Here is a 26,918-nt window from a genome sequence, read left to right as displayed (position 1 = left end):
GTATCAGATGGCTAACTATTTTAACTCTCTGAATTTACGTCAACAACTAGCTCAATTAGCACAATGCCGCTTTATGGACCGCACTGAATTCAGTGACGGTTGCCAATACATTAAAGATTGGAACATCGTGATTTTAGGTTGTGGTGCACAAGGCCTTAACCAAGGCTTGAACATGCGTGACTCGGGCCTAAACATTTCTTTTGCCCTACGCCCACAAGCCATTACTGAAAAGCGTGCCTCTTGGCAAAAAGCGACCGATAACGGGTTTAAAGTCGGGACATTTGAAGAGCTTGTTCCTGCTGCTGACCTCGTGCTTAACTTAACGCCAGACAAGCAGCATACCAATGTTGTTAATGCGGTTATGCCGTTAATGAAACAAGGTTCTACGCTAGCATATTCACATGGTTTCAACATTGTTGAAGAAGGTATGCAAGTGCGTTCAGACATTACTGTCATTATGGTTGCACCAAAGTGCCCAGCGACAGAAGTGCGTGAAGAATATAAGCGTGGATTTGGTGTGCCAACACTGATTGCTGTTCACCCAGAAAACGATCCAAAAGGCGATGGCTTAGCGATTGCTAAAGCGTATGCTAGTGCGACTGGCGGCGACCGTGCCGGCGTATTGATGTCATCGTTTGTTGCTGAAGTTAAGTCTGACTTAATGGGCGAGCAAACAATCTTATGCGGTATGTTACAAACCGGTGCCATCTTAGGTTACGAGAAAATGATTGCTGACGGTGTTGAGCCTGCTTATGCCGGTAAACTTATTCAACAAGGTTGGGAAACGGTGACCGAAGCGCTTAAGCATGGCGGCATTACCAACATGATGGATCGCTTATCTAACCCAGCTAAAATCAAAGCATTTGATATGGCTGAAGAGCTAAAAGACATCCTTAAGCCGTTATTTGAAAAACACATGGACGACATCATCAGCGGTGAGTTTTCTCGCACTATGATGGACGACTGGGCCAATGATGACGCTAACTTGCTACGTTGGAGAGCTGAAACCAACGAAACCGCATTCGAAAACGCGCCAACAACGTCTGAGCACATTGATGAGCAAACGTATTTCGACAAAGGTATTTTCTTAGTGGCGATGATCAAAGCCGGTGTGGAATTAGCCTTTGATACTATGGTTGCCGCAGGGATTGTTGAAGAGTCGGCTTATTATGAGTCGCTACACGAAACGCCATTAATTGCGAATACCATTGCACGTAAGCGTTTATACGAAATGAACGTGGTTATCTCTGATACAGCGGAATACGGTTGTTACTTATTCAACCATGCTGCAGTACCAATGCTACGTGATTACGTTAAGTCTATGTCTTCTGAATATTTAGGCGCTGGATTGGCAAGTGACTCAAATGGTGTTGATAACCAACGTCTAATTGAAGTTAATGAGCAGATCCGTCACACAGATGTTGAGTATATCGGTGCAGAATTGCGCGGTTACATGACAGACATGAAGCGTATTGTTGAAGCGGGCTAATTACTTGCGTACTTAATTGATGTTGTACCTGTTCAGTGTTTTTAGCTAAAAATATAGTTCCGTTGTCGGACAGGCATCAATCGAAACGACCCAATGCTATTGGTTGGGTCGCTGAAAAAACAAATTGTTAGAGTGAGTTCTCGGATTATTTTTAATCGAACTCATGAGTTAAGTTTTTGTTGTTGTTTGCATTGTCTCGGCAGGGAAGCTGAATTTTTTTTACATAGACGATTTTTTAGTTGTGCTTGGTAAATCTTTTATGGTACTTGTTAGATATACCGTAACGTTTATTGAACATAACCGAACGAAAAAATATTAGAAACTTAGGATACAGTCTACAAAATGCTAAATCATGCAGCCATGCTCATTCTCGCGATTATTACCGTAGTGATTATTAAGTCACAGCGGGGGTGGCGTTTGGCAACTAGACTGACCTAAGAGTCAAACAGTTAGCAAAAACCCCCGCTCCGAAAGGACCGGGGGTTTTTTAGTTTCTAGGCTAAGTAACCTGAGTTAGGGTTAAGTAAAAAATTACACAGTAGAGCAAGCATAATCATTGACGAAGTAGAGATGAAAATATGGAAGCAGGACAGAAAATGCGCGGCGCGGATGCAGTTATCAAAGTATTAGCAGCACATGGTGTTACCACAGTGTTTGGTTATCCTGGTGGGGCGATTATGCCCATTTATGATGCCCTCTACGGCAGCCCTGTAGAGCACTTGCTTAGCCGTCATGAACAAGGCGCCGCTTTTGCCGCTGTAGGTTATGCAAGAGCAAGCGGTAAAACTGGAGTGTGTTTTGCAACATCTGGCCCTGGAGCGACCAACTTAATTACTTCGTTAGCTGATGCCTTGCTTGATTCTGTTCCACTGGTGGCGATTACGGGTCAAGTCTCGACCAGCGTCATTGGTACTGATGCTTTTCAAGAAATCGATGTGTTAGGTATGTCTTTGTCGTGTACCAAGCACAGTTTTATGGTCACCGACATCAATGAGTTAATCCCTACGTTATACCGTGCTTTTGAAATTGCCGCAGAAGGCCGACCCGGTCCTGTTTTAGTTGATATCCCAAAAGATATCCAAATTGCTGAGCTTGAATACAAAACTCCGTTGCAAAGTGTTGCCGACGAACTGACTCCAACAATAACCGCACTAGACGCAGCTGCAGCGTTACTGACCCAAGCAAGTAAGCCAATCTTATACGTGGGTGGTGGTGTGGGTATGGCAGGAGCCGTTGCTCATTTACGTGAGTTTATCGATGTGAGTGGCATTCCTTCTGTTGCGACCTTAAAAGGCCTGGGCAGTGTTGCTCATGGAACCAAAGGTTATTTAGGCATGCTGGGTATGCACGGGGGCAAAGGCGCTAATTTAGCAGTACAAGAGTGTGATTTACTCATTGTGGTTGGCGCGCGCTTTGATGACCGTGTTACCGGGCGTTTAGCCAGCTTTGCCAGTAACGCCAAAGTATTGCATCTTGATATCGACGCAGCTGAAATAGGTAAATTACGCCAGCCAGATGTGGCTATCGCCGCTGAGCTTCGTCAAGTATTACCCGCGTTAACCGAAGCGGTAAAAGGCAAAATGGCCATTAGCCAGTGGCAAGCCGAAGTTGAAGAGCTGTCGCGTAAGCATCAATGGGATTATCAACATCCTGGCGATTTAATTTATGCACCTGCGATGTTGCGCCGCTTAGCGAATAAGTTACCAGAAGACAGTGTGGTTGCATGCGATGTGGGTCAACATCAAATGTGGGTCGCACAACATATGTGGTTCCGTCGTCCTGAAGATCATTTGTCTAGCGCCGGCCTTGGCACCATGGGATTTGGTTTACCTGCAGCGATTGGTGCTCAAGTGGCTCGTCCAGATGCCACTGTGGTCACAGTATCCGGTGATGGCTCGTTTATGATGAATGTCCAAGAATTAACAACCATTAAGCGCCGTAAGCTACCGGTAAAAATTTTACTGATCGACAATCAAAAGCTCGGCATGGTTAAGCAGTGGCAACAGTTGTTTTTTGAAGAACGCTACAGCGAAACCGATTTATCTGATAACCCAAACTTTGTATTAATGGCGTCGGCTTTTGATATCCCTGGTCGCACTATTAATCATGCTGATCAAGTAGAGCAAGCGTTAGATGAAATGCTTAACAGCAGTGGACCTTACATGTTGCACGTCTCGATTGATGATGCCTTTAACGTTTGGCCATTAGTTCCACCCGGAGCTAGTAACAGTGACATGATGGATCAAATGGAGAAGCAAACATGATGCATAATCTTGAAATAACCGTTCAACAACGTCCAGAAGTGCTAGAACGTGTGTTGCGTGTCACTCGCCATCGTGGATTTAAAGTGACCAAAATGCATGTCAGCATCAATGAAGATGCGAGTATGGCTATTGATTTATGGGTTGAAGCCGAACGTGCCATTGAACTGCTAAGCAACCAACTAGATAAGCTAATAGATGTAACACATTGCAAAGTGATGCCAGCGGTGTCTCTTGGGCAAGCAGCTAACAGTTAAGCTTTCGCGATATATTATTTTTGAGCGTTATTTGTGACTAAATAAGTAACGCGCACCACATTACACAAGGATATTTGCAATGCCAAAATTACGTTCAGCAACCAGTACCGAAGGCCGCAACATGGCAGGCGCCCGTGCACTATGGCGAGCCACTGGCGTAAAAGAAACCGATTTTGGTAAGCCAATTATTGCGATTGCCAACTCATTTACCCAATTCGTTCCAGGACATGTGCATTTAAAAGACATGGGCGCGCTAGTGGCTAGCGCCATTGAGGAAGTCGGTGGCATCGCCAAAGAATTTAACACCATTGCTGTCGATGACGGTATCGCGATGGGGCACGGCGGCATGCTTTACAGTTTGCCTTCTCGTGAGCTTATTGCCGACAGCGTTGAGTATATGGTGAATGCGCATTGTGCCGATGCGTTAGTGTGTATTTCAAACTGCGACAAAATTACCCCAGGCATGTTAATGGCGGCGCTACGGTTAAATATTCCGGTGGTATTTGTGTCCGGTGGACCAATGGAAGCGGGTAAAACCAAGCTGTCGGATAAAATTATCAAGCTTGATTTAGTCGATGCCATGGTAGCGGGTGCCGACACCAATGTGAGTGATGAAGACAGTAAGCAGATTGAGCGAAGTGCTTGCCCTACTTGTGGTTCGTGCTCTGGCATGTTCACCGCTAACTCGATGAACTGTTTAACAGAAGCGCTAGGATTATCATTACCCGGTAATGGTTCAATGTTGGCGACACACGCGGATCGCCGTGAACTGTTTTTAGAAGCAGGTCGCCGGGTTATGAAGTTAGCTGAACGTTATTACAAGCACGACGATGAAACTGCATTGCCGCGTAATATTGCTTCATTTAAATCATTCGAAAACGCTATGGTATTAGATGTTGCCATGGGCGGTTCATCTAATACAGTGTTGCATTTAGTGGCTGCCGCGCAAGAGGCTGAAATTGATTTTACGATGGCAGATATTGATCGCATATCGCGCCTAGTGCCTCATTTATGTAAGGTTGCACCATCAACGCCTAAATACCATATGGAAGATGTCCACCGTGCTGGTGGCGTAATGGGCATATTAGGTGAGTTAGATCGTGCAGGGCTAATCCATAACGACGTACCGCATGTCGCTGCAGACAATGGTGGCGATTTAAAATCAGTGTTAGCAAAGTACGATATCAAACAAACGAACGACCCTGCCGTCATTCGTTTCTTTAGCGCAGGCCCTGCCGGTATTCCCACCCAAAAAGCCTTTAGCCAAGATTGCCGTTGGGACAGCGTGGATGACGACCGTGAAAATGGCTGTATTCGCTCACGTGAGTTTGCCTTTAGTCAAGAAGGCGGCTTAGCCGTATTGTCTGGTAACGTTGCGGTTGACGGTTGTATCGTGAAAACGGCAGGTGTTGATGAGTCTAATTTAACCTTTGTGGGCAGCGCCCGAGTGTACGAAAGCCAAGATGATGCTGTTGCGGGGATTTTAGGTGGTGAAGTGGTCGCTGGTGACGTAGTGGTTATTCGTTATGAAGGCCCTAAAGGCGGCCCAGGCATGCAAGAAATGCTTTACCCCACCACTTACCTTAAATCGCGTGGTTTAGGCACTCAATGCGCATTGATCACCGACGGTCGTTTCTCTGGTGGTACATCAGGTTTGTCTATTGGGCATGTTTCACCAGAGGCGGCATCAGGTGGCACAATTGCACTCATTGAAAACGGCGATCAAATTGCGATCGACATCCCTAAGCGCGCAATTCAATTGAATGTCAGCGACGAAGAATTAGCGCGTCGTCGCCAAGCTATGGATGCAAAAGGCCCGCTGGGTTGGAAACCGGTATCACGTGAACGTTATGTGTCATTAGCCTTAAAAGCCTATGCGTTATTAGCGACCAGTGCAGACAAAGGTGCCGTTCGCGATCGTACCAAACTGGAGGGGTAGTATGTTGGCTTTGGCGTCTCAAACTCAATTAGATCTAGCGCATTATTACTTACAGAAAATTTTGCTGTCGTCTGTATACGATGTCGCGAAAGTGACGCCGCTGTCGAGCATGAATAAACTGTCAGCTCGCTTTGGTTGTCAGGTGTATTTAAAACGTGAAGACATGCAGCCAGTACATTCATTTAAACTGCGCGGTGCATACAATCGTATCGCTGCGCTTACGCAAGAAGAATGCGACAGAGGCGTCGTGTGTGCATCTGCAGGTAATCATGCTCAAGGTGTGGCGATGTCGGCGGCCAGCCGCGGGATAGATGCGGTTATTGTGATGCCAAGTACCACACCAGACATCAAAATTGATGCCGTACGTCGCTTGGGCGGCAATGTTGTATTGCATGGACAGGCGTTCGATCAGGCCAACGATTTTGCTAAAAACTTGTCGGCCACCGAAGGACGCGTCTATATCGCACCGTTTGACGATGAAGCGGTTATTGCCGGTCAGGGCACTATTGCCCTGGAGATGGTGCAGCAACAACGTGATATTGAAGTGGTATTTGTGCCTGTGGGCGGTGGCGGGTTAATTGCGGGGATTGCTGCCTATTACAAAGCGGTCATGCCACAAGTCAAAATTATTGGGGTCGAGCCTGAAGATGCTGCGTGTTTAAAAGCGGCATTAGAAGCAGATGAGCCAGTCACGTTAGCTCAAGTGGGCTTATTTGCCGACGGTGTAGCGGTGAAACGTATTGGCACAGAGCCTTTTAGGCTTGCACGTGAATATGTCGACGAAGTCGTAACCGTAACTTCAGATGAAATTTGCGCCGCCGTGAAAGATATTTTTGAAGATACCCGTGCGATAGCTGAACCCGCTGGCGCATTGTCAATTGCAGGCCTTAAAAAGTATATGAGTTTGCATGGCGACAGTAGTGACGCGCCGAAGAAGGTCGCAGCCATTTTGAGTGGAGCTAATGTGAACTTTCACAGTTTACGTTATGTGTCAGAGCGCTGTGAACTTGGTGAGCAAAAAGAAGCGGTATTAGCGGTAAAAGTGCCAGAAAAACCCGGCAGCTTTTTACGCTTTTGTGAACTACTTGAAAAGCGCCCGATGACCGAGTTTAACTACCGGTTTAGCAGTCGCGATATGGCGGTGGTGTTTGCCGGTATTCGTTTAACCGGTGGTCAAGCCGAGCTGGCTGATATTATCGCTAAACTCGAGTTAGAAGGCTTTGAAGTACAAGATTTATCTCAAGATGAAACCGCTAAATTACATGTTCGCTATATGGTCGGTGGGCATCCACTTGAACCGTTAGAAGAGCGCTTATTTAGTTTTGAATTTCCTGAGCATCCTGGAGCATTGTTGAAGTTTTTAACCACGCTGCAAAGTAAGTGGAATATCAGCTTATTCCATTATCGTAATCATGGCGCGGCGTTTGGTCGTGTGCTGGCGGGTTTTGAAGTGCCGGCAAAAGATGATGCCGCTTTTGCACAGTTTTTAACAGACCTAGACTTTGTCTATCAAGAAGAAACTCACAGCCCGGCTTACAAGTTATTTTTAAATAGAGCTAAGAGCTAAATATATTACAAGTTACATAACGCTAATCAGTTACTTAACGCTAAATAAATATCACATTGAGGTGATTTAGAGCCTCAATGTGATATTGTCAGGGCGCCTAAAACGAAAATATATTCGTAGGCAATAACCCACACCGCCAAAGTGTGATGTCATTAGTACATCATATGATTGTGACGGGTTGCTTATATATACCCAATCAACCTGGAGAGGCTCGATTTCAGCAAGAGTTTACACGCGTTTAGGCAAGGCATTGATTGCGGGTAATGGTTATTCCCTTTCAAAAATCAATAACGCAGCATAAACGCGTGTAAAACTTGCCCTTTGGGAGTTTCACCGTGTTCCCACTACGTTGTTGCGTTAATTTATAAGGTACCTACATTACCGCATTAACGCGCCTAGTATTGAAAACACGGTGAAGCTCTGAAACACGTATCTTCAAGTTGATTGGGTATATAGGGTAAATTTTTCCATATGCGTGTAGCTTTACACATGCATATACGACCTCATTTTAAGGAGACATTGATGTTACCCGTACCAACTATTCCAGCTTTTATGCCACCGCGCCGTACCCTAATGGGACCTGGTCCATCTGATGTGTATCCTGAAGTGCTTGCTGCACAGTCGAGACCAACTATTGGCCACTTAGATCCGCTTTTTGTCGGTATGATGGATGAGCTAAAAAGCCTTATTCAGTATGCCTTTCAAACCAAAAACGAAATGACCTTAGCCGTATCAGCACCTGGTAGTGCCGGCATGGAAACCTGCTTTGTTAACTTGGTTGAACCCGGTGAAAAAGTCATTGTTTGCCGCAATGGCGTGTTTGGTGAGCGCATGCGCCAAAATGTTGAGCGTGTCGGCGGTATTGCCGTTGTGGTCGACAATGAATGGGGCGAGCCAGTGTGTCCTGACAAAGTTGAAGCTGCACTTGTGGCAAATCCAGATGCGAAGTTTTTAGCCTTTGTCCATGCTGAAACCTCAACAGGTGCATTGTCTGATGCGAAAACACTGTGCACATTAGCGCAATTACACGATTGTATTAGCATTGTTGATGCCGTTACATCATTAGGTGGTGTTGAGTTGCTGGTGGATGAATGGGGCATTGATGCTATTTATTCCGGTAGCCAAAAATGTTTGTCATGTGTGCCAGGTTTATCACCAGTATCATTTTCACCTAAAGCCGTCGCTAAATTAAAAGCACGTACCACCCAGGTGCAAAGCTGGTTTTTGGACCAAACCTTAGTGATGGGTTATTGGGGTAATAGCAGTGGCGCTAAGCGCAGCTATCATCACACTGCACCTGTGAATGCACTTTATGCGCTGCATGAGTCACTGCGTTTACTGGCCAATGAAGGACTAGAAAATGCCTGGGCAAGGCACCGTAAAATGCACCTGTTATTGCGTGATGGTTTAACCCAACTAGGGTTTAAATTCGTGGTAGACGAAGCGTCAAGATTGCCACAATTAAACGCGGTGTATATTCCCGAAGGTGTGGATGATGCAGCAGTGCGTAAACATCTGTTAGAAGAATATAACCTTGAGATTGGTGCCGGCTTAGGAGCATTAGCAGGTAAAGCATGGCGTATCGGCTTAATGGGCTTTGGCGCACGTCGTGAAAATGTAGCCTTGTGTTTACGCGCCTTAGAAGAGTCTCTTGCTCAAAAATAAATAGCGAGTTCAGGCAAGCTAATATATAAATAAAAAATGACGCTAATTAGCGTCATTTTTTATGGTCAACAGAGTCAGTACGATACTTTGGTATTGCAACAGTTAGTCAGCAAACTTCTTTTCTAATTCATTGACTTGTGCTTGCAATGCTTCAAGCTTTTCACGTGTTTTAAGTAATACATGTTGTTGTACTTCAAATTCTTCGCGCGATACCACGTCCAGTTTCATCAGTTGGTTTTGCAATATCTGTTTGCTGCGTTCTTCAAACTCACCGGCAAATTGCTTAACACCGCTAGGTAAGTTGTCGCTAAGTTGTTTTGCGAGCTCTTCAATTTTCTTTGGATTAATCATTATGATCCCCTACTGATATATTGAGCTAATTGTAACCGAGGTGAGCGTATTTCCAAAACCAAAGTGTGATTTTCGTTAACCGTCATCAGTTGATTCTGCTATGATCCGCCTTCGTTTAGTTTAGTGAGGCAGTGTGATTAATGAAACTCAATCCAGGGCAAAATGAAGCCGTACATTATGTCTCGGGTCCGTGCTTAGTGCTTGCGGGTGCTGGCAGCGGTAAAACACGTGTAATCATTAATAAAATCGCTTACTTGGTCGAAAAGTGCGGTTACAAAGCACGTAATATTGCCGCGGTGACATTTACAAACAAAGCTGCCCGAGAAATGAAAGAGCGTGTCGCGCAGTCAATGGGCCGTAAAGAAGCGCGTGGACTGTGGATTTCGACTTTCCATACCTTGGGATTAGAGATCATTAAGCGTGAGCATAAAGTGCTTGGCTTAAAAGCAGGCTTTTCATTATTTGATGACCAAGACACCTTCGCCTTATTAAAAGAGCTGACTCAAGATGAGTTAGACGAAGACAAAGATTTAATTAAAGCCCTTGCCTCGGCCATTTCAAATTGGAAAGGTGGTTTGATTATTCCTCAGCAAGCGCGCAGCTTAGCAAAGGATGAACAAGGGCAATTGTTTGCCATGTTGTACCAACGTTATGCGCAGCATATGAAATCTTATAACGCGCTCGATTTTGATGATCTTATTTTAATCCCGACCTTATTGCTACGAATGAACGAGGAAGTCCGTACCCGCTGGCAAACTCGGATTCAATACTTGCTGGTGGATGAGTATCAAGACACCAACACCAGTCAATATGAATTAGTGAAACTGTTAGTGGGCGAACGTGCCCGGTTTACCGTGGTGGGAGATGACGATCAGTCAATCTATTCGTGGCGCGGTGCCAAACCACAAAACCTAGTATTATTAGGCACTGACTTTCCGAAATTAAAACTGATTAAGTTGGAGCAAAATTATCGTTCTAGCCAACGTATTTTGCGCGCTGCCAATATATTGATTGCCAACAATCCCCATGTTTATGATAAGGCGCTTTTTAGTGAACTTGCTTATGGTGAACCGCTTAGGGTATTAATTGCCGCTAACGAGGAGCAAGAAGCCGAACGTGTTGTCGCTGAAATTATTCGTCATAAGTTTGTTGGCCGTACTCAATTTGGCGATTATGCCATTTTATATCGGGGTAATCATCAATCGCGCTTATTAGAACGTGCGCTTATGACTAACCGTATTCCTTATAAACTGAGTGGTGGCACCTCGTTTTTCTCTCGGGCAGAAATTAAAGACATTATGGCGTACCTGCGCCTGGTGGTTAACCCTGACGATGATAACGCATTCTTGCGTGTGGTTAACTTACCTAAGCGCGGTATTGGTCCTGCAACCCTGGAGCGATTGGGTAACTTTGCCAACCAAAAGCATATTTCATTATTTGAAGCCATTTTTGATGTGGAACTTAATCATCATTTAGCGCCTGCTGCGGTTAACTCTCTTTATCAATTTGGCAAATTTATTGTTGATACGGGTGAGCTTGCCACTCGAGGTGAGCCTGTCGAAGCCATTAAGCAGCTTATTCGTAAAATTAATTATGAAGATTATTTATACGAAACCAGCACCAGTGCGAAAGCGGCAGAGATGCGCATGAAGAATATCTCAGAGCTGTATCGCTGGGTGACTGAAATGCTTGAGGGCGACGAACTTGATGAAGCCATGACATTACCCGAAGTTGTGACCCGATTAACGCTACGCGACATGATGGAACGTAATAGTGAAGATGAGGGCGGCGATCAGGTGCAGTTAATGACCTTGCACGCATCGAAGGGGCTTGAGTATCCGTTTGTGTTTATGGTGGGCGTAGAAGAGCGTATTTTACCGCATCAATCGAGTATTGATGAAGATAACGTCGATGAAGAAAGACGCTTAGCTTATGTAGGAATTACAAGGGCGCAGCGTGAGTTGTGGTTTGTGATATGCCGTGAGCGTCGTCAATTTGGTGAAACTATGCGCTGCGAGCCAAGCCGTTTTTTACTTGAGTTACCCCAAGATGATTTAATTTGGGAAAATCGCAAACCAGTACAAACAGAACAACAGCGGGTTGAAACCAGCAAGAGTCATATTGCTAACATACGTGATATGTTTAAAAAGTAATCTCAAATCAAAGCAATATCAAACTAAAGTAATCACATATCAAAGAATATTAAAGCAAAGCCTTTTTGAGTATCGAGTCGGGATTTTAGCGATCACGCGCAGGACTTATAAGGCTTTTTTTTTTCGTTAAATAATTTACTAATAGCCCGACCTTGGCCGCGCATATAGCCGAGTTCTAAAAACTGCCGCACTTGCTGCTGCGTGTCGACAGTGGTGGCATACATTTCAAACTCGAGTGTTTGTGCTGTGAGTTGATAGGCTTTAACTAATTGTAATTGTTTATCATTTAATAAGTGTTTACTGATGTCATTATCGAGTTTCAACGCTTTTATGGGCAAAAAGCTTAGGCAGCTTAATGAGCTGTATCCTGTTCCATATCCATCAATACCAATTTGAACGCCTAATTGAGAGATAAGGTCGAAACCATTGATGTGGTTTTCGGTGTCTTGAACTAAGGCTTTTTCGTTAAAAAACAACATGAGTTTACTGAGTTCAATATTGCTGTTTTTAATGGTGTTTTTGAGGTTGCGTAAGACAAACTTGTTTTTAATATGTTGGCTACTAATTGACAAGTGCAGAGTGACATTTGGTTGATACTGCTGTTTTAACCACTGATATTGATTGCTCAAGTGAGTAAAAATATAACCGTCTAAGTTCAATGTCAGTTGATATTGTGCCGCTAAACGTTTCATCTTAGCGTGTTCAATGATGCCGTGCTCAGGATGTTGCCATTCAACATGTGGTTCAATGGCAATAATTTCACCAGTAGTAAAATCGACGACTTCCACGTAGTGAATATCAAACTCTTGCCGTTCAAGTGCCTTTTTAAAATCAATTTCAAGTTCGTGCTGCAGCTTTGACTGCGCACTCAGCTGATCATCAAAAATAACGTAACAACCCTTGCCATTGGCTTTTGCTTGGTACATGGCGGCATCAGCATCGCGTAGTATCGATTCGCTGGTGACAAGCTTATTACGGCCGCTAAAGGCGATACCAATACTGGCACCAGAAATAAATTCTTGTTTGGCCAAAGTATAGGGCATCGATAAAGCTTGCAGTATCCGATCGCTTACTTCGACGGCATCATCTGTAGAATGAATGGCATCCAGTAAAATAACAAACTCATCTCCGCCCATTCTGGCCAATGTATCATTGTCGCGTACACATGATTTTATGCGCTGCGCCGTTTCGATTAAGAAGCGATCACCTTCTAAATGGCCAAATGAGTCGTTAATCAGTTTAAAGCGGTCTAAATCGATAAATAACAGTGCGAACTGATCTAAGCCATGGCGACGTAAGTGCTTTAATGCTTGAGACAATCGTTCCATTAAATAGCTGCGATTGGGTAAACCTGTGAGTCCGTCGTGCTGCGCATCGTGTACCAGCTGATCTTCAATTTTGCGGCGTTGAAGTATTTCTTGCTGCAAATTATTGTTGAGTTCAGCCAACGCGCGAGTCCGCTCGACCACTTTATCTTCTAACAGCTCGTAACTACTTTTTAACGACTCTACGGCTTGTTTGCGTTCGATGGCGTTGGCAATATGTTGTGAAACAAAAGTCAGTAGTTCTAAATCTTTTGATTGATAGATGTGTTCATCATCTAGGCTGTAAATGGTTAATGCACCTGCCACATCGCCATTAATCAGCAGTGGAATACCAATCCATTGGTGCATTCTTTGAGTTTTATTGAGCTCTGGCGATTTAGAATAAATTTCGCCCATCGTGACCATGTTAGCAATGTCTTTGGCCGACAATAATCGCGGTAACTTATGACGTAAAATGTATTCGGTTAAACCATCCTGCATGGGACGTGATGCTGGATACTGGGCGGTCATTTGCGAAACATAAAATGGAAACGACAGCATGTTGTTATCATCAATTAATGAGATAAAACAATTATGCGCTGGAATTAATTGGCTGATAATCGCGTGCAGGCGAAGATAGAAGTCTTGTTGCGGCACATTCGATGCAGATAAATCAGCGATTTCGAATAAGGTTTTTTGCAGCTTTTCGGCTTTAACGCGTTCTTGAACTTCAATGGTGACTTTGTTGTAAGCTTGACTGAGCTCTTTGGTTCGTTCAGTAATGGCTTGCTCGAGTTGTTCATGATGTTCTAGTCGTTCCATCACACCTGAGATATGGTGGCAAATAAAACCCATTAATTCTAATTCTAATTCACCGTAGGTGTTATCTTCGTTATAGCTCTGAACCACTAACACGCCAGTGACTACATCTTGATTTCTAATGGGGACGCCAAGCCATTGATGGCAAGGTGACCCTAAACTTTTAATGTCGCCACTGGCGATTAACGCATTAAATTTATTATCGTCGCAAAGCAACGGCTCACCATTACGCAGTACATAGCCTGTCAATCCACTATTGAGTAAAGAGGATATTTCTTGATCTGGGTAAAGCTCCGTTGGATGCGAGTCTTGCTGGTCAGCAAAAAAGGGTAAACTGGTTAACCCGGTTTTGAGATCTCTAGAGGCTATAAAAAAGTTTTCTGCTGGGATGAGTTGTTGAAGATGTAAATGGACACGTTGATAGAAATCATCCAGTGATGCCACCTGGGTTGCGATATTAGAAATACCTAACAGTGCATTTTGAATAATTTCAGAACGCTTATATTTTTTAGCCAAACGCTTTAAACGAGCAATCCTTTTTTGTAGGTGCTCGACACGCGGAGATGTTGTTGGGTGACTAATTTTGGTATCCATATCCCGAGCAGGTGTTATCCTATTAATAATGTGAACAAATATTTTTGAACAATCATTATAATTACCATAAATACAAATGTGATCCAAGCGAAATAAATGTAAGTATAAAGTTAATAATTATGAGTAATGAGTCAAAAAGCACAAATAGTTTGCGTAAATGACTCAAAACTTAATCAGTCAGTTAAAAAAAGTAAATCAGGGCTAGACGTGAGAGTGTTTTATCCCTACTATATGCGTCGCTAACCAAGGCGAGCGCCCATAGCTCAGCTGGATAGAGCGTACCCCTCCGGAGGGTAAGGCCGAAGGTTCGAATCCTTCTGGGCGCACCATTCGGCAAGTACGTGATGTCGTAATTGGTTAGTAGAATTGAAAGTCAATGGTGATTGTAGCTCAGTTGGTAGAGTCCCGGATTGTGATTCCGGTTGTCGTGGGTTCGAGCCCCATCAGTCACCCCATTCAATTCAATGTTTTATTTTCGGTGATTAGCGCAGCCCGGTAGCGCATCTCGTTTGGGACGAGAGGGTCAGAGGTTCGAATCCTCTATCACCGACCACATTGTTAAAATGAGTTAAGAGTTAGTTAACTTGTTGATCGTAAAAGTTTGAAATAAATTTCGGTGATTAGCGCAGCCCGGTAGCGCATCTCGTTTGGGACGAGAGGGTCAGAGGTTCGAATCCTCTATCACCGACCAATTTAACAAAAAAGCCACTCATTAGAGTGGCTTTTTTGTTTTCAGATTTTCATTCCAATCTTTGCTTTTTTATACCCATTTACCTATCGCGACATAACACTCCTGGCTTACTGCTTACTGCTTACTGCTTACTGCTTACTGCTTACTGCTTACTGCTCATGGGAGAGTACGATACAGTTTTTTTTATTATAAAAACTCATACAAGTACGAATTCAAAGCCATAAAAAAACCACTCCGAAGAGTGGTTTGTTGATAGGTTCCGTCGCTCGGCGTTATAGCTTTACATTAACCGGTGGCGAGATAAAGCCTTGGTAGGCATCGACCCTAAGCTCTGTAAAGCGGCTGAGCTGTTGTTTCTCTTGAATACCAGTGACAATGACTTGGATGTCTAAGCCTTTAGCGACGTTAACTAATGCTCGGCATAATTCACTGTTATGCTGGTTGTCTTCAATATAAGCAAATGATTGATCAAGTTTGACGTAATGCGGCCTTAAGCTTTGTAAGTAAGCCATTGAGCCAAATTGACGACCAAAGTGATCGATACCAAAGTGCGCGCCACTGTCTCGAATGACTTTACACAAGTTTTCACATGCTTCTAAATCGCTGTATACGCTAGCTTCTGGAATTTCAAAGCAAATACGTTCAGGATATTTATTCGCGCGCAGAAACTGCTTTAACCATGCATGGAACTCAAAATCGCTAATACTTTGATTGGTTAAGTTAATGGCGACTCTTTCGTAGTTACGCTCAAGTAATCTATGTTCATTTACTGTCTCTATTAGACACCGATCGAGCATGGTTCCCAGAGACAATAGTTCAACATAAGGCATAAATTGGCCTGCATGAAGCGTAGTATTGGCGATTTGTAACTGACAATATAATTCGCGCTGACAGACTTCATCTTTGGCGCTTAGTTGAATTGGCTGCCAGCGGAACTCAAACTTTTTATGTTGAATCGCATAACCTAAGTTTGTTCGCCACTCTTCACGAGTAAACAATTGCTGCTGGGTATTTTCAAACCAATGGAAGACTTTGGCATCTTTGATAGATTGTTGCAGCGCGTTATCTGCTTGAGCCATCATATCGGATACTGTCATTTGCCCTAAACGTTCGGCCACACCGATATTAAACTGCTCATTAGGTTTGCAGCCTGCTTTCGATATTTCCTTGTTTACTGTGCGTATGAGGCTTTGTAAGTACTTAGTTAGCTGGTCGTGTTCACAGTCTTCTACCAAAAATGCAAATTCATAAGCGGCTATGCGTGCGATGACCGAGTGAGCAATTTCATCTTGATGATATTGTAATTTTTCTGACAGGATACGAATGGTTTCATCACGGACTTGGAAGCCATACTTACTGTGTACATCTTCTAGCCAGTCCATTTTGACTAAATACAGCGCGCCGGTACTTGGTTCGCTTAACCAACCGTTAATGCGGCTCACCATGTATTGTCGATTGGGAAGACCTGAAACCTGATCAACGAGGTTTTTCTTACGTAATGCTGAGACTTCTTCGTCAAGTGAATTGAAAACTTGTTTCAGCTGTGCAGACATACTATTAAATGCGTTAACCAGTTCTTTGAGCTCTTTGGTTTTGGGTGCTGGCATGTCTGGGCCAAACTGGCGATCTGAAATTTGTTTTGCATGGACAGACAAGGTGTTTAATGGTTTTAAAATCCAGCTTAATCCCACTCTGGCAAACACAATGGCAATTAAAAATAAGATAGAAAAAAGAATGACAATATCAGTAATAATGCGCCATAACTCTTGGTAACCAAAACCTGGATGAGCCGTGATTTCTAAGGTAGCAAGCTGCAGCCAGCCTGACGTTATTGTTGTTTGTTTGTTGATACTCTTAAACAGATTTAAATTGATAAACCATTGCGGTACATTACTCACTCTTACCGAATTATTCCAAACCTGTTGCTTGCCGTCGACAAGCCAGATGAGTTTGATCTGCTGATAGTAGCCGCCTTCAAAGATGACATTGACTAAAGTCTCTGCGCCAGCAGTATCGCCTGACTCCAATACCGGAGTCAGCATTAATCCTAAAGAGTTACTGGCATTATTAAGATCAGACTCCATCTGTTTGGTTAAAAAACCTTGGGTTTCTGAAAATTGTACGTAGGCCACACTTGCAATAGTTAACAAGAAAAGTGCAAAAAGTAACGCATAGATCTGCCTGAACAGGGTCATGTTGTCACTACTCCATGTTGAGTTTTGGTCGGCGTAAGCGGTCTACGCCTAATCTAAGTTTAAGGTCAGTCCATTTTTCAAGGCGTGATGATGAGCCAGCTAACACTCCTCGACCTTTTTCTTTGTTTAACCATAATTGTTTACCATTAAAACTGTATACAGGCAGAAGATCTCTTCTTTGTGTCGCAGGTTTGATGGTTTTGTCTAAATTATCTAATACCAGTGGTATTGAATTAGGTTGTTCGTAATAAGCTAATACCATGTGGTATTGGTTTAACGTTGTGGCTTTTACCATGGTGATCCGCATTTTGTCTTCCGATACGCCAAGCTGGAGTAAGGTAAAGTACTTTGCGATAGAAAAATCTTCACAGTCGCCGCCATTAACACCAATAAACTCCATAGGGGATGCCCAGTAGTTTGAGTCGCCCCATAGTGTTTGGTCGTCGATAAACCTAAATAAATTGAAAAAGTGATTTACCTTCTTCAATTTATCGATATCACTTAATTGCTGTGCATCATCAATAATTTTAAACCATGCATTAGCGCGAAGTGCCGCTCTGTCGCCGTAACGCTTCGTTAATGCAGATACAATTTGCTGCTGATTTAACTCTTGAGTTGGCGCTGCAAACAAACATGAAACTAAAAGGGCCGATGTCACAATTACACTGTGGCAGACCCTTTTATAAAACGATGCAGTGACATGTGTGTCTTTACGACTCAATGATCAATATCCTGTTTAACGATTATTCATTCTCATCGTCAACAGTATAGATATTCCATCTCATCTTTGACATTGTATCTTCGCCAGATATTGTCGAGATAACACGTCTATTACGCTCTTCTGCTTCAGGTGTGCCACTGGTATCAATTGGTTTGTCAAAACTATAACCAACCGCTGACATGCGCTCAGGGCTAATACCAAAAGTATTCTCGAGTACATCGATGACTGATTTTGCACGCTTTTGAGACAAAGCTAAATTGAGTTCATAACTGCCTCTTAAGCTAGTATGACCTTCGATAACCACTTTTGTCGTCGGGTACTTTTTCATCAGCTTAGCGATTTTTTCTATTTGGTCATAATACTGTGACTCAATGACTTCAGAGTTATTCGCAAAAAAGATGTTTAGCTCTTGGGTCTCATTGATATCGTTAACCTGACCACAACCATAATTATCAACTTCAGCGCCTAATAGCGTTCCTGCACAGTTTTCACGTGCAGTGATAACACCATCTTTGTCCATGTCTGTTAAGTCGAAGTTTTGCTTTGTTGGTTTATTAAGCTCAACAATATCGTTCATTGCACAGCCAGTGGCGGTCAACATAGCGAGTAGAATCATTAAGTATTTCATTATTGAACCCCTCCCTCATACGAGCGTTCACCGCGCCATTCTTCAGGGCGTGTGACTCTCAGTGAGTCAAGCAAACTGCCAGTAGCATTTAACACTCTGTAGCGAGCTGCAATTTCGTCATATTCAGTTTGTAGGTAGTCTTTACGCGCTTCAAATAACTCGTTTTCAGTGTCGAGTAAATCGAGAAGAGTACGCTGACCTAAATTAAACTGTTGCACATAAGCGACTTGCGTTTGCTTTGCTGCGACAACGTGTTCACGAATATATTGCTTTTGTGGTGCAAGCATTTCGTAGGCGTTCCAGGCTAAAGAAATACCCTCAACAACTTGACGATATGCGCGTTGTTGAATTTCTTTGGCTTCATTAATTTTGTACGCAGTCTCTCTATCGCGTGCTAAATCTTTTCCGCCTGAAAATAAGTTGTATTTAACGCGAACCATGGCCACTAAATCATTACTATGACCATTAACATTTTGGCTGCTCAATGCGCTATAACCGTCTTCACCATCAACGTCATTATTCCAGTTACCGTTAAGCTCTAGACTTAACTGTGGGAAATAATTTGCCTTAGCAGAACTACGCTCATATTTTGCGGCGTTGATATCACCTTCAGCAGACTTAAGGATTGGATGGTTGCTTTTGGCTTGCATCACACCTTTATTCAAGTCTGCTGGGAGCATATCTGCATCTGGTACTGGCAAAATAAGATCTTCTGGTTCTGACTCAACAATTCGAATAAATGCAGCTTTAGCATCTTCTAAATTATTTTTCGCAGAAACCACATTCGCATTAGCTCGTGCTAAACGACCGGTAATTTGCGACAAGTCCGCAATTGAACCTAATCCTGAGTCAGTACGTTCTTTAATTTGATCATAAATAGCTTTATGGCTTTCTAGGTTTTTTTCTGACAGCGTTAACACTTGCTGGCTACGAATGTAGTCTAAATACACTTTAGATACATTTAATGCCATGTCTTCTGCTGCAGCAAATAATGCCCATTGATCTGCGGTGGTTTCGTTCGAATAGCGATCAACTTCGCTACTGGTATAAAAGCCATCAAATAACATTTGTTTGATGCTAAAACCGGCTTCACCACGTTCTAAATCAATTTTGCCATCGTTATCAACGTCGCCTTGTCCTGCTTTGCGACGACTTGATGGGCTATCAGTTTGCTCCCAGCCGTATCCCGCTGTCAGATCGACAGTTGGCATATACCCGGCAGATGCCTGGTTAACTTGCTCTTCACGTGCTTTAAAGCGGTTAAACGCAATCCGTAAATCTGGATTGGTGTCTAGCGTATGCGCAACAGCTTGTTCAAGTGATTGACTTGAGGCTGCGGGTGCAATCAGCATAGACAAAGCAAGTGCAACAGCACTGATCTTTGCGTGCTGATTTTTTATAGTGCTCATTTAAAACCCTCCTGGTTCTTCTTAGCGCTCTCTAAGGGCGGTATCTTTCGCTCTTAAAATTGGATTCAAAATGTACTCAAGTATTGATTTTTTCCCAGTGATAACGTCCACCGAAGTGAGCATTCCTGGGATTATTGGCATCTCTGTGCCATCGTCTTTTAGTAAACTCGATTGTTCTGTTCTTACTTTTATAATGTAAAAACTATTACCTTCTTCATCTTGTGATGTATCGGCACTAATATGTTCTACTGTACCTTTAAGGCCACCATATCGAGTAAAGTCATATGCTGTTACTTTAACTATAGCGGGTAATCCAGGGTGTAAGAAAGCAATATCTTTTGGTGTAATTTTAGTTTCTATCAGTAGTTTATCTTCTGATGGCACAATCTCAATGATTTGTTCACCCGGCTGCACAACTCCACCTAAAGTATTAAAGTAGATTTTTTTAATTGTGCCAATGACAGGCGAAGAGATTACCGCTCTGCTGACTTTATCAAATGCACCAATTTGTGCCTGATTCATACGTGATAATTTTGTTTGTAACTCGTTTAATTGCGCCCGTAAGTCGGTGGTATAAACAAATACAGCATCACGACGTTTCAAAATCGCCTCATCCATTGCAGCTTTGACTTTAGGCCTTAAGAGGCGTAATGACTGCAGTTCACCCTGGATATCATTTACCGTACGTTCAAGTTTTAATAACTCGACTTCTGGCACAATCCCTTTTCGAGCAAGCGGTTTAGTTAATTCAAGCTCACGGCTAACCAGTTGGTAACTTTTCGTGAGAGTATTAATTTTTGATGCTAAATCTTCAATTTCTTGCTGACGCTGCTGGATTTGGCGCACTAATATTTCGAGTTGATTGTTTAAGTTATCTAAACGCAGTGAGTATTCTTCTTGTTGGCGTTTTACTAATGCAGGCTCGGCTTCTATTGTCTCTCCAGGGAAAACCAATTCCTGTTTGGTAATTTTAACTTGTTGGCGCCAGTCAGAGGACATATCTGAAATCACAATGCTGTCTAACTCTGCTCGCATGCGGATTATGTTGGTTTGCAGTCCATATACTTCTTGTTCTTGTTGGCCAAAATCAGACCTAAAACGTGTATCATCGATTCGCGCTAATGGTTGACCTTTAGTAACCATCAAGCCTTCTTGAACATAGATTTCTTGAAGTATTCCGCCATCTAAGCTCTGAATGATTTGGATTTGCGAAGAAGGAATAACCTTGCCTTGACCTGTTGTGACTTGGTCTAATTCAGAAAAATATGCCCAAACAACAAAGCAGACCATCATAGCGGCTAATGACCAAATAATGAGGCGATGTCCTGTCGGGGCATCGGTCATAATGGCGCCATATACGTCGTCAACCATCTCTAAATCTTCTGCCGTTAGATGTTTGCTCATGCGTTTTGCTCTCCAGCCATTGCACCAGAGTTAAGCATGGCTAGTACTTCATCTTTAGGGCCGTCAGCCATCACATGGCCTTTATCTAATACAATAATACGATCAACTAAATTAAGCAGGTGCATTTTGTGCGTAATTAAGAGCAAGGTTCTGTCACGGCTAACAAGTTGCATAGAGCGAATAAATTGCTTCTCTGCGCGTGCATCTAAACTGGCTGTGGGTTCATCCATGAGCAATATAGACGGATCATTAAGTGTCGCTCTGGCTAAGGCTACGGTTTGTCGTTGGCCTCGGCTTAATGCTAAACCACCTTCTCCCACTTGTTGATCAAGTCCTTCCGACTCTAAATTGGTGAACATGCCTACGCCTGAAAGCTGAATGGCTCTCATTAATTGATGTTCAGTCACTTGGCGCGACCCGAATAAAATATTGTCGCGGATACTTCCGTGAAATAGGGTGACATCTTGTGGCAGATAACCAAAGTTACGTCTTAAATCACTCGGATGAATTTGTCCTGAGTCTAAACCATCATATCGAAGGCTACCTTGAGTCGGCTTATATAAGCCGAGTAGCAGTTTTGCTAAGGTACTTTTACCGGAACCATTGCGTCCGATAATGGCAATTCGTTCACCTGGTTTAATACGCAGTGATAAGGGGTGTAAGCTCGGCTTTTCTGTGCCAGGAAAATTAAAACTGATATTATCGGCTTCGATTTTTCCCATAATACGTTCTTTGCTGACGAGATGGCCTTTATCTTCAAACTCATCTTCTTCTTCCATGATGGCATCAAGTTGACGTAACGAACTGATGGTATGATTCCCACGAGAAATAAGACCTGCTAATTGGGCCATTGGGGCAATTGCCCGGCTTGATAGCATGACAGCAGCAATAATGCCGCCCATGGATATTTCGTTATCAGCTAAACGATATACGCCCAAAATCACAACCAGCACTACTGTCACTTGCACCATAAAATTGGCAACATGGGCTACATGATTAGAGAGCTTTTTACTTTTTAATTGCCAGTTAGCGGTATGGCCAATCATTTGCTGCCAGCTTTTCTGCACTAAGCCTTCAGCACCGTTTGCCTTAATTGATTCAAGCGCGGTTAAACTTTCAATTAAGTGGCCATGCTTTAAGCTTGAAAAACGATTACTTTCTTCAATGGCTTGCTTTAATTTAGGTTGTAGGTAGAGGGTCACTGCGATAATGACAATACTGCTAAAAACTGGAATGAGTGCTAAATCACCCGCCACAATGTAAATGATGATGACAAAGAGCAAGGCAAAAGGTAAATCGACCAGTGCAGTGATTGTTGCTGAGGTTAAAAACTCTCTAATACTGTCAAACTCACCGAGTTGCCTTGCCATTCCGCCTACACTTGGGGAGCGTTTTGACAGCGGAATACCAATGGCTTTAGCAAATAATTTTGAGGAAACGATAATGTCGACTTTTTTGCCGGCAATATCGATTAAATAACTGCGTAATTGACGCATAATAAAATCGAAAAGATATGCAATCCCGGCACCAATAGCCAACACCCAAAGTGATTCAAACGCTAAATTGGGCACCACTTTGTCATAAACGTTCATGATAAACAGTGGTGAGACTAATGCGAATAGGTTAACCAATACTGATGCAATAAGTGCATCTCTATAAATAGGGGCGGAGTCTTTAATGCTTTGCATTAACCAGTGAGTGCTGTTGTCATGTAAATGAACATCGAAACTTTTATCGCCACGATAATCTTGTTTGACCAGAAATAAGTAACCCACATATAAGGACTCTAGTTCCTCTAGCGTTAGGTTATCTTCGCCACCAGTTTCAGGTAATTGAATAACAACTTTGTCATTTTCTAAATCAATCTCTCTTAACACACAGGCTTTTTTATCTTTGAACAATAAAATGCATGGCAATAGTATGTCTGATATTTGATTTAGATCTTTACGTGATAATTTGGCCGACAAGCCTGCTCTAGCTGCAGCTTGTGGTACTAATTCGGGTGAAATAACTGAGCCTGACAGCGGTAAACCCGCAGCCAAAGAATCAATAGAGCAAGGGCTGCCAAAGTGTTCTGTCAGCAATACTAAGCAATCGAGTAGCGGATCAACCGTTACCCGTTGTGAAGCAGAAATCGTCCACTGCTCGCTTGTTTTAGACGCAGTTATAGGCACCTAATAAGAGTCCTTAATTTATTATTGTTAGAAATAACAAGTGATGCGTCACATATTACTATGTGACGCAGTCAATGTGTTGTTATTAAGGAATAATATTTCCACTGTACTGGTCATAAAGATCGACAGGGGTGGTTCCTGGTGATGGTGCAGGGGTTTGTGCTGGTGTATCAACAATGAGTGCGCCATCATTTAGCAACCCATTAATAATAACACCATCAGTCGTAGCGCCATATTGCTGCGACAGGTCTACACCATCTAATACTATCACTTGGTCTACCGTACCATCTTTATTAGCATCAATAGAGATTGTGGTATTACCATTGCTGAACGAGAAGTCCAGGTAATCATCGAGATTACCATTCTGCTCATCTTGCAATAAATCGCTGATATGAAGTGTATCGTTGTTCACTTCAAAATCTTTAATGGTATCAGTCCCAATGTCACCTTTAGACCATACAAAGGTGTCACTGCCTAATCCACCGATTAGCGTGTCATTGCCTAATCCGCCGATAAGCACGTCATTACCTTCGCCGCCATAGATAGTATCATTGCCACCTTGACCAAATAAGATATCGTCACCAATACCGCCATCTAAAATGTCGTTACCGTCATTGGTGTTATTGATATTAAATTCATTCACATGATCACGGATGTAATCGTGAACGGCTTTAACGTCAATATCAGCAACGTTTTGGCCTGTTTTATCGGCGACATAGGTTTGTAATGCAACGTAACCTTGCTCAGATGAACCACTAAATTTAACCAGGTCACCGAAGATAATATCGTCACCTTGATTACCGATTGTATTATCATCACCTTGAGATTGGAATGTCTCAGAGCCTGTGATAACACTTGATAGATCAGACACATCGATAGAAGCTCGGACGAAGCCGTCTGTATCATATAGTTTTAGGTTGGCTTCATTAACCGTAGTATTACCGTTAGCACTAGCTAAACTGATTGCTTCAACTTCAGACACTGCGGCAAGCAAGTTAAATGCATGCTGCGCTTGAGCGGTTGTATTTGTACCATTGTCTGTAAAGCTTTTAACAGTATTATTAGTGTTAAAGCTTAATTGGCCAATTTTAGCTCCTGTGTATGGTGAATACACAGCACCACTAGCGTTGACAATAACTTGACCATCTATGCTGCTGATGACGTTGCCTTTAACATAGTTATTAGAAGTCAACAAACTACTTAAGGTTTGATAACTACTGGTCGCTACATCATAACTCATTAATACTGTTGAAGTATTTGTGTCAACTGTTTGTGCATTTGGTGAACCATCAGTAATGAAGTAAGAAATATTATTTCCAACATTATTTAGAACAGTGCTGCTAGTAAACCAATTTATTGCAGACTCAAAACCTGCTTCATAGTTAGTGGAACCACTGGCGCTCATTTTTGCTAATTCAGTCAGTAGTTTTTGCACTGCATCCGGTTCGTCCATGTTTACCGATACAGTGTAATTTGAACCAGATGCAAAATTAGTCAGCAACACATTTACTGTACCGCTGTGCGAGCCCGTCGCGCTATTAGCCAGTGAATCAAAAACGGCTTCTAGTTGAGTCTTCGCTTCAGCGATAACGCCAGACATACTGCCTGACGTATCAAAGATAAATGCGATATTGTAGTTCTCACCGGCAACAATCTGTAAGCCTTGTTGATCGCTGATAATAATATCGTTATTAACGGTACCTTTAATCACATCATTACCTGGATTACCAGTGTACTTCTCGTAAACAGTGCCAGTATCAGATTCGCCAACAATGTTTATCGTCACTGTAGCTGTATCCGTGGCGCCGTATAGATCAGTAACAGTGTAAGTAAAGGTATCTGTAGCTAGTTGACCTGCTGTTAAGGCTTCAAATGAACCATTAGTGTCATAAGAATAAGTACCATCACTGTGGATAGTTAATAATGCACCACTAGGTAATATCACAACTTGTCCATCAGCTACAGCAGTGCCATTCACATCAGTTAGTGCAAAGGTATTTCCTTGTGCATCTGAGTCGTTATTGAGTAACCCTTGGTTTGCATTGGAGATAGTTAACACGCCATCTTCAGAGACCAGGTAGGTACCCATAATGGCAGGGCCGGCAGCGGTAATACTCGTCAAGAAGTAATCCGAAGAATCACTTAATGCTGGGCCACCATTTGTTTCACTAATGGTTTTAGTCGCCTCAAAGACTAACTGATCAAAGACAATGTTTCCGGTATCGATAGTGAATGTTCCAGAGTCACCTGAAAGCGTTTTAAATGTTTCACTCGCAACCAATTGACCATTGTAGTAAGCCTTCCAAACGCCTTGCTCACCGTTATTTTCATTGGTAAACATGTTTGAAACGCTGAACGTTGCCTGATTCACTAAACCATTAAAATCAATCACGATAGATTCAGATGTGCCTGAAGCAGAGTCGTATTCTATTTGGCCAATAATTTTGTCATTTACACGAGGGGAGCCTGACACGCCTAGCTTCCCTGTACCACTTTCAATATTTACTACACCCATAGAGCCATCAGCATTACGAGCTGATATGGTCATTTTGTTTTCACCGTTTGACTGCGGGATAGCCCAATTACTGCTAGAACCTGTCGTTACTGTGTATGACGAACCAGGGATATCATCATTGGCATCAACGTTGTTAATTATTGCGGTGTCTGTGACTGCTATAGATTCATTCCCAGCTGCATCAGTTTGAGATATCTCAACAGTAATTTGTTCACCTGCAGTTGGTACATCAGCAGTCCATGTAATCTCACCATTGTTATAACTGAAAGCAACATTAGGTATAGAACCATCCAAATTAACTAATTGGCCATTTTCTAATTTCAGGTCAAATGACACTTCGATGCCATTAACTGTTGTCGATATTGAAACAAATCCGCCAGCAGTAAGATCTGCATGATCTGCCTCAGCTTTAATTTGTATTCCACTGCCATTAGCTAATATTTCATTATTATTTAACCAGCCATCTCCAGGAGTGCCGTCATCAACGATGATAATTGATAATGCCGAAGGAGCAGTTTTATCGATCCCTTCTTTATCTGTCGCGATAATCGATGGGTTACCTGCAGCGTCAGTGACTTGAGCTGTGACGTTCACTTCTGTTGCGTCTGCAGTCACAGGAACTTCAACAGCGTAACCATTGGTTAGCATTGCTTGTGTCACGGTGACCGTCGCTAATACGTTTCCACTGCCATCGGTCACGACGAGAGTGTCGCCGATCTGGGTGCCAGTCGCTAACGTGACAGTTGCGGTCACGGTGCCGTCAGCACCAATTTCGCTGGCGT

General features: G+C 42.9%; 16 protein-coding genes and 4 tRNA genes. 11 read left to right on the top strand and 9 right to left on the bottom strand.

Annotation, left to right across the window (positions count from 1 at the left end; all coding sequences use genetic code 11):
• The first annotated feature begins 7 nt into the window (after positions 1–7).
• The 6 genes from ilvC (at position 8) to AC19MV_RS07125 (ending at position 9,178) form a co-directional block, all read left to right on the top strand.
• The gene (gene ilvC, locus AC19MV_RS07150) at positions 8–1,489 is read left to right on the top strand and encodes a ketol-acid reductoisomerase (RefSeq protein ID WP_498306664.1); all 1,482 of its coding nucleotides are present in this window, start codon (positions 8–10) and stop codon (positions 1,487–1,489) included.
• A 578-nt stretch (positions 1,490–2,067) separates the two neighbouring features.
• The gene (gene ilvG, locus AC19MV_RS07145; RefSeq protein ID WP_498306662.1) at positions 2,068–3,753 is read left to right on the top strand and encodes an acetolactate synthase 2 catalytic subunit; all 1,686 of its coding nucleotides are present in this window, start codon (positions 2,068–2,070) and stop codon (positions 3,751–3,753) included.
• The gene (gene ilvM / locus AC19MV_RS07140; RefSeq protein ID WP_432400371.1) at positions 3,750–4,007 is read left to right on the top strand and encodes an acetolactate synthase 2 small subunit; all 258 of its coding nucleotides are present in this window, start codon (positions 3,750–3,752) and stop codon (positions 4,005–4,007) included. The genes ilvG and ilvM overlap by 4 nt, the downstream gene beginning before the upstream one ends.
• Positions 4,008–4,086: 79 nt before the next feature.
• Positions 4,087–5,946: a dihydroxy-acid dehydratase gene (gene ilvD, locus AC19MV_RS07135; protein WP_498298303.1), complete on the top strand. Its 1,860-nt coding sequence runs from the start codon at positions 4,087–4,089 to the stop codon at positions 5,944–5,946.
• Position 5,947: 1 nt separating this feature from the next.
• A complete protein-coding gene (gene ilvA, locus AC19MV_RS07130; protein ID WP_432400369.1) occupies positions 5,948–7,513 on the top strand; it encodes a threonine ammonia-lyase, biosynthetic in 1,566 nt (521 codons plus the stop codon).
• Between the two features lie 522 nt (positions 7,514–8,035).
• Positions 8,036–9,178 (top strand): pyridoxal-phosphate-dependent aminotransferase family protein, encoded by a 1,143-nt coding sequence (locus AC19MV_RS07125; protein ID WP_498298305.1) that lies wholly within the window; start codon positions 8,036–8,038, stop codon positions 9,176–9,178.
• 102 nt (positions 9,179–9,280) lie between these two features.
• On the opposite strand, the gene ubiK is transcribed toward AC19MV_RS07125, so the two are convergent.
• Positions 9,281–9,529, bottom strand: coding sequence for a ubiquinone biosynthesis accessory factor UbiK (gene ubiK / locus AC19MV_RS07120; RefSeq protein ID WP_432400367.1), 249 nt, complete (start codon positions 9,527–9,529; stop codon positions 9,281–9,283).
• Positions 9,530–9,669: 140 nt separating this feature from the next.
• Here ubiK and rep point away from each other — a divergent pair, with 140 nt between their 5' ends.
• Positions 9,670–11,682, top strand: a complete 2,013-nt coding sequence (gene rep / locus AC19MV_RS07115) for a DNA helicase Rep (protein WP_432400366.1) — start codon at positions 9,670–9,672, stop codon at positions 11,680–11,682.
• Between the two features lie 92 nt (positions 11,683–11,774).
• Here the strand turns inward: rep and AC19MV_RS07110 are convergent, their stop codons facing one another.
• The gene (locus tag AC19MV_RS07110) at positions 11,775–14,399 is read right to left on the bottom strand and encodes a diguanylate cyclase domain-containing protein (protein WP_498306661.1); all 2,625 of its coding nucleotides are present in this window, start codon (positions 14,397–14,399) and stop codon (positions 11,775–11,777) included.
• Positions 14,400–14,651: 252 nt separating this feature from the next.
• Here AC19MV_RS07110 and AC19MV_RS07105 point away from each other — a divergent pair.
• From AC19MV_RS07105 to AC19MV_RS07090, 4 genes are all read left to right on the top strand, one after another.
• Positions 14,652–14,728 (top strand) — tRNA-Arg (locus AC19MV_RS07105).
• Positions 14,729–14,778: 50 nt separating this feature from the next.
• Positions 14,779–14,854 (top strand) — tRNA-His (locus tag AC19MV_RS07100).
• Positions 14,855–14,875: 21 nt separating this feature from the next.
• Positions 14,876–14,952, top strand: a tRNA-Pro gene (locus AC19MV_RS07095).
• Between the two features lie 61 nt (positions 14,953–15,013).
• Positions 15,014–15,090 (top strand) — tRNA-Pro (locus tag AC19MV_RS07090).
• Between the two features lie 272 nt (positions 15,091–15,362).
• Here AC19MV_RS07090 and AC19MV_RS07085 read toward each other — a convergent pair.
• The 7 genes from AC19MV_RS07085 to AC19MV_RS07055 form a co-directional block, all read right to left on the bottom strand.
• Positions 15,363–17,285, bottom strand: a complete 1,923-nt coding sequence (locus AC19MV_RS07085; RefSeq protein ID WP_498306659.1) for a bifunctional diguanylate cyclase/phosphodiesterase — start codon at positions 17,283–17,285, stop codon at positions 15,363–15,365.
• A gap of 7 nt (positions 17,286–17,292) precedes the next feature.
• Positions 17,293–17,943 (bottom strand): transglutaminase-like cysteine peptidase, encoded by a 651-nt coding sequence (locus AC19MV_RS07080; RefSeq protein WP_432400363.1) that lies wholly within the window; start codon positions 17,941–17,943, stop codon positions 17,293–17,295.
• A gap of 85 nt (positions 17,944–18,028) precedes the next feature.
• Positions 18,029–18,634, bottom strand: coding sequence for an OmpA family protein (locus AC19MV_RS07075; protein ID WP_498306658.1), 606 nt, complete (start codon positions 18,632–18,634; stop codon positions 18,029–18,031).
• On the bottom strand, positions 18,634–19,986 hold the full coding sequence (locus tag AC19MV_RS07070) for a TolC family outer membrane protein (RefSeq protein ID WP_498306962.1): 1,353 nt from the start codon (positions 19,984–19,986) through the stop codon (positions 18,634–18,636). The genes AC19MV_RS07075 and AC19MV_RS07070 overlap by 1 nt, the downstream gene beginning before the upstream one ends.
• Positions 19,987–20,064: 78 nt before the next feature.
• Positions 20,065–21,447 carry an HlyD family type I secretion periplasmic adaptor subunit gene (locus tag AC19MV_RS07065; RefSeq protein ID WP_498306656.1) on the bottom strand — a complete coding sequence of 461 codons (1,383 nt, stop codon included), beginning with the start codon at positions 21,445–21,447 and terminating at the stop codon, positions 20,065–20,067.
• Positions 21,444–23,621, bottom strand: a complete 2,178-nt coding sequence (locus AC19MV_RS07060; protein ID WP_498306654.1) for a type I secretion system permease/ATPase — start codon at positions 23,619–23,621, stop codon at positions 21,444–21,446. The genes AC19MV_RS07065 and AC19MV_RS07060 overlap by 4 nt, the downstream gene beginning before the upstream one ends.
• An 85-nt stretch (positions 23,622–23,706) precedes the next feature.
• Positions 23,707–26,918, bottom strand: a 3,212-nt coding sequence (locus AC19MV_RS07055) for a beta strand repeat-containing protein (RefSeq protein WP_498306652.1), incomplete at its 5' end; no start/stop codon positions are given.

It is taken from the genome of Shewanella sp. MF05913 (assembly GCF_059758095.1).
This window is presented reverse-complemented; position numbering and strand designations above follow the sequence as displayed.

Excerpts from the sequence above, each read along its gene's own strand:
- AC19MV_RS07065 (WP_498306656.1), bottom strand. The coding sequence starts at position 21,447 with ATGAGCAAACATCTAACGGCAGAAGATTTAGAGATGGTTGACGACGTA.
- AC19MV_RS07070 (WP_498306962.1), bottom strand. The coding sequence starts at position 19,986 with ATGCTGATTGCACCCGCAGCCTCAAGTCAATCACTTGAACAAGCTGTT.
- AC19MV_RS07110 (WP_498306661.1), bottom strand. The coding sequence starts at position 14,399 with ATGGATACCAAAATTAGTCACCCAACAACATCTCCGCGTGTCGAGCAC.
- AC19MV_RS07075 (WP_498306658.1), bottom strand. The coding sequence starts at position 18,634 with ATGAAATACTTAATGATTCTACTCGCTATGTTGACCGCCACTGGCTGT.
- ilvD (WP_498298303.1), top strand. The coding sequence starts at position 4,087 with ATGCCAAAATTACGTTCAGCAACCAGTACCGAAGGCCGCAACATGGCA.
- ilvC (WP_498306664.1), top strand. The coding sequence starts at position 8 with ATGGCTAACTATTTTAACTCTCTGAATTTACGTCAACAACTAGCTCAA.
- AC19MV_RS07085 (WP_498306659.1), bottom strand. The coding sequence starts at position 17,285 with ATGACCCTGTTCAGGCAGATCTATGCGTTACTTTTTGCACTTTTCTTG.
- ilvM (WP_432400371.1), top strand. The coding sequence starts at position 3,750 with ATGATGCATAATCTTGAAATAACCGTTCAACAACGTCCAGAAGTGCTA.
- AC19MV_RS07125 (WP_498298305.1), top strand. The coding sequence starts at position 8,036 with ATGTTACCCGTACCAACTATTCCAGCTTTTATGCCACCGCGCCGTACC.
- rep (WP_432400366.1), top strand. The coding sequence starts at position 9,670 with ATGAAACTCAATCCAGGGCAAAATGAAGCCGTACATTATGTCTCGGGT.
- ilvG (WP_498306662.1), top strand. The coding sequence starts at position 2,068 with ATGGAAGCAGGACAGAAAATGCGCGGCGCGGATGCAGTTATCAAAGTA.
- ilvA (WP_432400369.1), top strand. The coding sequence starts at position 5,948 with ATGTTGGCTTTGGCGTCTCAAACTCAATTAGATCTAGCGCATTATTAC.
- ubiK (WP_432400367.1), bottom strand. The coding sequence starts at position 9,529 with ATGATTAATCCAAAGAAAATTGAAGAGCTCGCAAAACAACTTAGCGAC.